A 7,697-nucleotide genomic window follows, 5' to 3' on the forward strand; every position below is an offset into this window, starting at 1 on the left:
AGGTCGATCCGTAGAACCGTGCGATGGAGTGTATGGGCCTCGTGAACTCAGCCGCCAGCTCGATAGCCGGAACGAACATTGGGTGGAGCCTTTCGAAATCGCCGCCTAACTAGTAGTTTACCCTACTTGTCTTCCAGTCCCGGCCGCCGTTCGCGCGATAACTCGGCCTACACCGTGCTTATGCGACAAACCGGCGCATAACTCGGCGCGCAACAACCCGGGTCGAGGCTCGCGTGATAACACGGCCTGCACCGTGCTTATGCTCCAAACCGGCGCATAACTCGGCGCACAACAATGCGGCGCGCCGCCACCACCCGCCAGTCAGTCCCCAGCTAGCCGACCGGTCCGATACAGCACCAGGGATGAGTCCACGGTCAGGCTGGGGAGGACGACGGTCAGGTCCCGGTATTCGGCCTGCATCTGCTCGAGGCCGCGGATCTGCCGGTCGAGGATGGTGCGCACCGAATCGTTGCGGGTGGTGTCGCGCCGCGCTCGCAGCACCGCGATCTGGTTCGGCAGGGTGGTGAGCTGGTCTCGGATCGACTGCAGGCCGGTGGCGAGAAGGCGCGCCCGCGTCGCGGGGTGAGAGAGGATCTCGACGTCGGGGCCGAAGACGCCGTTGTCGCTGGTGTGGTCGTAGTGGAAGTGCGTGTTGACCACGTATCGGATGGGCTTGGGTGTCACCCGGCGGATCTCCGACACGAGCGCGCGCGCGGCCGTGGGAGTGATGTGATCGTCCACGACGATGACGTCGCGGTCGGTCACGATGAAAACCGAGGTGGCGCCTACTACCTGACCCTGCCGCCCGGTCGCGAAGAAGACCCCCGGCCGCACCTCGCTGATGGTGAAGACGGTGTCCTCCGCCCAGGCGTGGTAGATGTCGTCGCGGGGGCTGCCGCCTCCCAGTAGGGCGACGGGGGCGAGCGCGGCCAAGCCGGCGATGGCGATGGCGAGTGCGGCGCCGACGATGTCCCGTCTCATGCGGGGGTCTCTAGTGCCGTCGAGAGCACGTGCTTGAGCTCGGCGAGCTTGTAGGGTTTGTGGAGGCAGGGGCGTCCTGAGCCGGCGAGGAAAGCCATGGTGTCGTCGCGGACCGTGTCTCCCGTCGCGAAGACGATGCGCTTGGCCATCTCGGGAGCGTCGTGCCGCAGCCGCTCGAACAACTCGCGGCCGGTGAGCAGGGGCATCCGCACGTCGGTGATGATGAGGTCGAAGTGTTCGCCCAGGACGCGGCCGAGCGCTTCCTGGCCGTCGGCGGCGGTCTCTACGGTGTAGCCCCAGGCCTCGAGCGTGGCGCGCATGAAGTGGAGGATCTGGGGCTCGTCGTCCACTACCAGCACGCGGCCGCCGGCCACCACGCCCTGCGCCGGCAGGGCCGCCCGGTCGTCCGGCGCTCCGGCGGGCGGCAGCTCGATGGTGAAGGTCGCGCCGTGTCCGGGTGCCGACTTGAGGGTGATCTTCCCGCCGTGCTCCTTCACGATACCCTGGCAGATCGAGAGGCCGAGGCCGGTGCCTTCGCCCTCGGCCTTGGTGGTGAAGAACGGCTCGAAGACCCGGTTCTGGACCTCTTCGGGGATCCCCGGCCCGTTGTCCACCACGTCGATGGCGATGCCGTCGAGCCAGGGCCGCGCGCGCACCACGACCGTTCCGGGCCGGCCGGTGCTCGCGATCGCCTGGGCGGCGTTGTTGACGACGTTCACGAGCACCTGCTGGAGCTGGTTGGCGCTGCCGTCGATATCAGGGAGGCCAGGCTCCACCACGAGCAGCGGCTCGACCTTGAGCCCGATGAGCTGGTTCTTGAGGAGGGCGAGCGTGCGCTCGAGGATCGGGCCGACTGACAGGCTGCGGCGCTCCTGGTCCTGCTTCCGGGCGAAGGTGAGCAGGTTCTTGACGATGCCGGCGGCGCGCTGCGCCTCTTCCTGGATCACGCGGAGCGGCTCGCGGAGGTTGGCGGGCACGTCGGCGGCCTCGGTCAGGAAGTCGGCGAACCCGAGGACACTTGCGAGGGGGTTGTTGAGCTCGTGCGCGACGCCCGCGATGAGCTGGCCGATCGCCGAGAGCTTCTCCGACTGGATCAGCTGTTCCTGGAGGCGGCGGGTCTCGGTGGTGTCTACGATGAGGAGCACCACGGTACCGGGCTCGTCGCCCTGGATGGCTTGCGCGTTCACGGAGTAGATGTGCCGGTCGGTGCGGATCTCGCCACCGGCGCCGCCGGGCGCGGCGATCGCCTTGCCGATGGGCTCCGCCCACGCCGGCGGCAGGAGCGTGAGCCAGGGCCGTCCGGCCAGGGTCGTGATCGGCGCGGCGACCAGGTCGGCGAAGGCGCGGTTGGCGCGCCGTACGCCGCCGCGCGCGCCCACGATGCAGATGGCGGGGCCCATGGCGTCCACCATCTGCTCCCAGTCGCGCTTGCCCGTCGAAAGGAGGGTGATCAGTTGCGCGTTCTGGAGCGCGAGGGCCGCCCCAGCGGCGACGGCGGCGATGACGGCCTCGTCGTCCTCCTTGAAGGCAACGTCGTCCTTGCCCCAGACCCCGATGATTCCCATTGTGTGACCGGCGGCGACGAGTGGTGCCCCGAGACGCGCCGGTCCCGTGACCCGGATCACGTGCGGAGCGGCTGCTAGTAGCTCGGCGAGGAACGGGTCTTGCAGAGTAGGGGTAGGGCTACCTGAGGCTACCGCGAGCGTAAGCCCAGGCGTCGCGTCGCCTGCGCCCACGGAGACAGCGATGGCGGCCGGGTCGAAGAGTCGCTCGAGGCACTCGGCGGTGCGTTCCGCGACGGTTTCGCGGCGAAGGGCTCCGGTGAGGGTGCGCCCGAAGCGGGTCAGTTCGGCCAGGACCGAAAGGGGGTCAACCATGATCGCGACTACGGTGCGGGCGACGCTGGGCGCCGAAGACGAGCGACTGGCGCTGCTGCTCCTCGCCGATGGCAGCGAAACCGAGCGGCGGAGGCTCGAGGCGCGCGCCGCCTCCGAGGGGTCGGACGTGCTCTGGGACGATCCGCGCCTGGTGAGGGCGCTGCTCTCCCATCGCGGGCTCACCGCGCCGTCGGCCGCCCTCTTCCTCTATGCGATGCTGCGCCGTCTCCTGCTGGAGGCCGGGGTGGACGACCGCCTCGTCACCGACTACTGTGCGTCGCTGGTGCTGGCGTTCGGGCGCAAGGACCGCGCGTACCGCATCGGTGAGCATGACGAGAATCGTTACGCCTATCTGGTGGACTTGGTGGCGGAGGCCGACCGGACCGAGGGCGAGCGCCAGTTCAGGGTGCGCGCGCACCTGGGGAACTTCGCTCTCTGGCTCACCGGCATCTTTCCCGACTATATCGCGGCGCGGCGCGCACGCAAGGGCGGCCCCGACCTGCCGTATTACGAGGCGGTCGGGAAGTCCGGGTTCCGGCTGGCTAGCGACCACGCGCTGGCCGGGCGATACGGCCTGGACGGGGTGTTGCGGCAGACGGGCGAGCGGTTCCATCAGATCCGCATCGCCCTGAACCGATTCAGCGACCGGATGATGTTCCCGAATCACGACTCGCCGGACCGGTTGATGCGCCAGGTCGCAGACGAGTTTGGGCATTAACGACGTCTTGCCGTCTTCCCCTCCTCCCCCCAATATCAATCAGACCACCCGAACCAGAGGAGCAGCAGTGCCGAACTACGACTACCAGTGCCAGAAGTGCCGCAAGCGGTTCACCGTGGTGGAGAGGATATCGGAGCACGCCGGCCGCTCGCCCGCCTGTCCGAAGTGCAAGTCGCGCAGCACCCGGCAGCTGCTGAGCGGGTTCTTCGCCAAGACCGTGAAGAAGAGCTGACCGCCGCCGGGGAGGCCCGTGTTCAAGCGGCTCCGTGACGCGCTGGAGGCGGCGCTCGAGGCAGCGACGCCGCCGACCGACCTCGGCGAGTTGGCCCGGCGCATGCGCGAGGCGGTGATCGAGGCGAAGGCCGGCGTCGGCGCGATGCGCGAGGCGCTCCAGAAGGCGGAGCAGCAGCTGGCGGGCGAGCGCGCTCAGCTTGAAACGACGCAGCGGCGCCGCGACCTCGCCTTGGGGATCAGCGACGCCGAGACGGTCGAAGTGGCCGACCGGTACCTCGCCAAGCACCGCGAACGGATCGGCGTGCTCGAGAAGAAAGTGGAAGCTCAGCGCGAGGAACTGGCGCTGGCCGAGCGCGACCTGGTGGAGATGACGGCGCAGCTGCAGGAAGCGGCCAAGCGGCGCGGCGGCATCGACGCCGACCGTTCCGCCGACCGGGCCTGGGCCGGACTCGGCGCCGCCGGGATGGACCGGCCCGAGACCGACCTCGAGCAGGAGCTGCTCAAGACGAAGCTGGACCGCGCGGCACGCGAGGCCGAAGCGGACGCCAAGCTGGATGAGCTGAAGAAACGGATGGGCAGGTAGCAGGCCTTCTTTCTCGGCGGAGCCCGGATCATGTCCATGGAAATCAAGACGGGCCGCATGGTTTACCTCGGCTACGGGAAGTACTGGCGGTCGGACGAGATCGTCGGACTGAATCCCATCGAGGAGGGGCGTGGCCCCGGGCGGCGGACGGAGGTCTATTGCGGCACTCGCTCCGAGCCGATGGTCGCCTCGCGGTCGGAGCGGGCCATCCTCCAGGAGATGGTGACGGCTCCGGAGGAGATCTTCCGGATGGAAGAGGCGCGCTCCGTGATCGGCGACCTGGTGGACGCTCTGTCCGAGCTCTCGCCGCTCCTCCGGCGGGTGCTTTCCAACGAGGGGCACTTCGACGTCGAGAAGTGGGAGGAGCGTCTCAAGGGCCTCCTCGCGCCGCCCGCCGAGGAAGAGCCGAAGAACCCCGACCTCTTCTCGTAAACCTGCGCGGCGCTGCTTTCGCGGCGGTCTTCGTCCTCGCCGCCGCCCCGGCTTCCGCGCAGTCCGTCTGCGACGGGCGGCCGATCCGCTCCATCAGCCTCGCGACCGCGCCGCTGTTCGGCGCCGAATCGCGGGCGCTGCCGCGCCTTTTCTACCACCTAGGCAACTCCCTTCACTGGCGCACCCGCCCGGAGACGGCGCGGCGCGAGCTGCTCTTCGCGGAGGGCGAACCGTGCGACCCACGCCGCCTGGCCGAGACGGAGCGGCTGCTCCGCGCCCAGACGTACCTCCGGAGTGCTCGCGTCACCACCGCACCGGCCCGGGACGGCGGCGTTGACGTCGCGGTCGAGACGCGCGACGACTGGTCGCTTCGGGGCGCGGTGCGCGTCGAGTCGGGAGGAGCGGTCAGGCGCGTCCGGCTCAGCGAGGAGAACGTCCTGGGGCGCGGGATCCGCGTCCAACTCCGCTACAACAACCTGGGGCGCCGGGCGGGTTTCGACGTGGGAGTGCTCCATCGTCAGTTGTTCGGCCGCCACGACGCCGAGCTGGTGGCCGGCAAGTCGAGCGTCGGTTCCGTAGCCGAGCAGTCCGTGCTGAGGCCGTTCGAGAGCGAATTCGACCGCCTCGCGTGGCGCGAGTCGAGCCGGTACCGGAAAGAGCCGTTCCCGCTCGTCAGCCCGACGCTCGGCACGGTGGCGCAGCCGCTGGTGTCGTTCGGCGGGGACCTCGGGATCGCGGCGCGGTTCGGCGTGCCGGGGCGGCTTCGCATCCTGGGCGCCGTGCTGTCCGCCGAGCGGTTGTACGTCGAAGGCTCGCCGCTCGCGCCGCTCGCCGCGGGCGACTCACGCGCGAAGGCGGAGCTCGAAGACCGATACCCGGAGCGCCGGCGGGTTCGCGTGCATCTGATCCTGGGTTGGAGGAACCTGCGATTCACTTCGCACCGCGGGGTGGACGGCGTGAACGCGGTCGAGGACATCCGCGAAGGCGTCGAGGCGGGCGTGGTCCTGGGGCGGAGCCTTTTCGGCTCGGGCGGGCTCCAGCACGACTGGTTCGTCTCCGCCGAGACGTACCTCGGCGCGGCGCTGAACTACCGGACGCTCGTCTTCGCGCGCGGCAAGGCTGAAGGCCGGTACCTCACCAACGGCGACCGCTGGGACGGTGTGTTCGCCTCGGGCGAGGTCCTCGTGTACACCGCGGTGAGCGAGCACGGGGTCATGGTGTTCGGGCTCGCGGGGGCCGGAGGCTGGCACACCAGCACTCCCTTTCAGCTCCTGCTCGCGAGCAGCAACGGAATCCGGGGCTACGGGTACACCGGGCTGCCGGTGGGGCGGCGGGTCGTGGTACAGGCAGAACACCGGTACTTTGTCGGCACCGCGTTCGGCGCGGTGGACGTGGGGACCGTTGGGTTCGTGGACCTGGGGCGCGGGTGGGCCGGCGACGCCGCATTCGGGGAGAACACGGGCCTCATCGGCTCGGTGGGCGGCGGGCTCCGGATGGCGTTCCCGAGCGGCTCGCGCCTCACGTACCGGCTCGACCTCGCCATGCCGCTCACGCGAGGGTCCGGTCCGGAGCTGAGGTTCGGGTTCCAGCACCAGTTCGGCATCCTGAGGGGCGAGCCGGACGACCTCACCCGGAGCCGGGAGCAGATCTCGTCGGTCAACGTCTTCAACTTCCCACGCTACTAGCGGAGGAGGGTCCGTGAGCGTCGCGCAGCGGATGAAGGAGATCCGGGAAGGGTTCCAGCCCGCGTTCTGGGTGGCCAACTTCACCGAGCTCTTCGAGCGGCTGGCGTACTACGGACCGCAGGCGGTGCTCGCGGTCTACCTCACCGAGCACCTTCTGTTCACGCCGGAGCAGGCCGGCCAGCTGATCGGGTTCTACGGCTTCGTGGTGTGGCTGCTGCCGGTGCTGGGCGGGACCCTCGCCGACCGCTTCGGCTTCCGCCGCACCCTCGCCGCGGCCTACCTCATACTCACGCTCGGCTACTTCCTACTGGGCTCGCTCTCCGCCGATTTCATGGCGCCGCTGCGCGAAGCCCTCCCGCTCTACTGGCTGGTGCTGGCCGTGATGATGGTGCCCGCACTCGGCCCGGCGGTGGTGAAGCCCGTGGTCGCCGGCTCGACCGCGCGCGCCTCCACCGAGAAGGTGCGCTCCCTCGGCTACTCCATCTACTACACGGTGGTGAACATCGGTGGCACCCTGGGGCCGCTGATGGCGTACCAGGTGCGCACCACTCTCGGCATCGAGAACGTCTTCCGGGTGAGCGCGCTCTTCACCTTCGCGATGTTCCTGGTCACGCTGGGGTTCTACCAGGAGCCGGGACGCGCCGATGACCAGAAGGTCGCGAGCATCGGTCAGTCGCTGAAGAACCTGCTGGTGGTGCTGGCCAACGTCAGGTTCATGACGTTCCTGGTGATCTTCTCGGGGTTCTACGTCGTCTTCTGGCAGCAGTACATCGCGCTGCCGCTGTTCCTGCGCGGCTACGTGGATCCCAACGCCAAGGTCGATCTGCTCCTGACCGTGGACCCGGCGACGGTGATCGCGTTCACCTTCATCGTGAACTACCTGACGCGGAAGGTCCCGGCATTCGTCGCCATGACGGTCGGCATCCTGATCTCGGCGTTGAGTTGGTTGTTCCTCACCGCGGGCGGGAGCACGCCGCTGGTGGTGGCGGCGCTCTTCGTGCTGGCCATGGGCGAGATCACCCTGTCGCCGCGGTTCTACGAATACTGCTCGCGCCTCGCGCCGCCCGGGCAGCAGGGGCTCTTCATGGGCTTCGCCTTCCTGCCGGTGGCGATCGGGTACTTCATCGCCGGGCCGCTGGGCGGGTGGCTGGTGCGGCACTACGGTGAGGAGTTGCACACCCCGAACC

The 7,697-nt window shown here is 69.1% G+C and carries 8 protein-coding genes; 6 read left to right on the forward strand and 2 right to left on the reverse strand.

Going from position 1 to position 7,697, the window contains the following annotated elements:
• Positions 1-321: 321 nt before the first annotated feature.
• On the reverse strand, positions 322-981 hold the full coding sequence (locus Q8Q85_04655; GenBank protein ID MDP3773537.1) for an MBL fold metallo-hydrolase: 660 nt from the start codon (positions 979-981) through the stop codon (positions 322-324).
• Complete coding sequence (locus Q8Q85_04660; protein ID MDP3773538.1) at positions 978-2,858, reverse strand: ATP-binding protein; 1,881 nt, start codon at positions 2,856-2,858, stop codon at positions 978-980. Before Q8Q85_04660 ends, Q8Q85_04655 begins: the two co-directional genes overlap by 4 nt.
• On the opposite strand from Q8Q85_04660, the gene Q8Q85_04665 reads away from it, so the two are divergent.
• From Q8Q85_04665 to Q8Q85_04690, 6 genes are all read left to right on the forward strand, one after another.
• Complete coding sequence (locus tag Q8Q85_04665; protein ID MDP3773539.1) at positions 2,857-3,576, forward strand: hypothetical protein; 720 nt, start codon at positions 2,857-2,859, stop codon at positions 3,574-3,576. The genes Q8Q85_04660 and Q8Q85_04665 overlap by 2 nt on opposite strands.
• 67 nt (positions 3,577-3,643) lie before the next feature.
• Positions 3,644-3,808 carry a zinc ribbon domain-containing protein gene (locus tag Q8Q85_04670; protein MDP3773540.1) on the forward strand — a complete coding sequence of 55 codons (165 nt, stop codon included), beginning with the start codon at positions 3,644-3,646 and terminating at the stop codon, positions 3,806-3,808.
• An 18-nt stretch (positions 3,809-3,826) separates the two neighbouring features.
• A complete protein-coding gene (locus tag Q8Q85_04675) occupies positions 3,827-4,393 on the forward strand; it encodes a hypothetical protein (protein MDP3773541.1) in 567 nt (188 codons plus the stop codon).
• Between the two features lie 36 nt (positions 4,394-4,429).
• Positions 4,430-4,825: a hypothetical protein gene (locus tag Q8Q85_04680; protein MDP3773542.1), complete on the forward strand. Its 396-nt coding sequence runs from the start codon at positions 4,430-4,432 to the stop codon at positions 4,823-4,825.
• Positions 4,750-6,510, forward strand: a complete 1,761-nt coding sequence (locus tag Q8Q85_04685) for a hypothetical protein (GenBank protein ID MDP3773543.1) — start codon at positions 4,750-4,752, stop codon at positions 6,508-6,510. The genes Q8Q85_04680 and Q8Q85_04685 overlap by 76 nt, the downstream gene beginning before the upstream one ends.
• A 13-nt stretch (positions 6,511-6,523) precedes the next feature.
• The coding region (locus Q8Q85_04690; GenBank protein MDP3773544.1) for an MFS transporter at positions 6,524-7,697 on the forward strand (1,174 nt) is incomplete at its 3' end.

The sequence above is a fragment of the Gemmatimonadales bacterium genome (genome assembly GCA_030697825.1).
Lineage (GTDB): Bacteria > Gemmatimonadota > Gemmatimonadetes > Gemmatimonadales > JACORV01 > JACORV01.

Excerpts from the sequence above, each read along its gene's own strand:
- Q8Q85_04655 (MDP3773537.1), bottom strand. The coding sequence starts at position 981 with ATGAGACGGGACATCGTCGGCGCCGCACTCGCCATCGCCATCGCCGGC.
- Q8Q85_04665 (MDP3773539.1), top strand. The coding sequence starts at position 2,857 with ATGATCGCGACTACGGTGCGGGCGACGCTGGGCGCCGAAGACGAGCGA.
- Q8Q85_04660 (MDP3773538.1), bottom strand. The coding sequence starts at position 2,858 with ATGGTTGACCCCCTTTCGGTCCTGGCCGAACTGACCCGCTTCGGGCGC.
- Q8Q85_04680 (MDP3773542.1), top strand. The coding sequence starts at position 4,430 with ATGGAAATCAAGACGGGCCGCATGGTTTACCTCGGCTACGGGAAGTAC.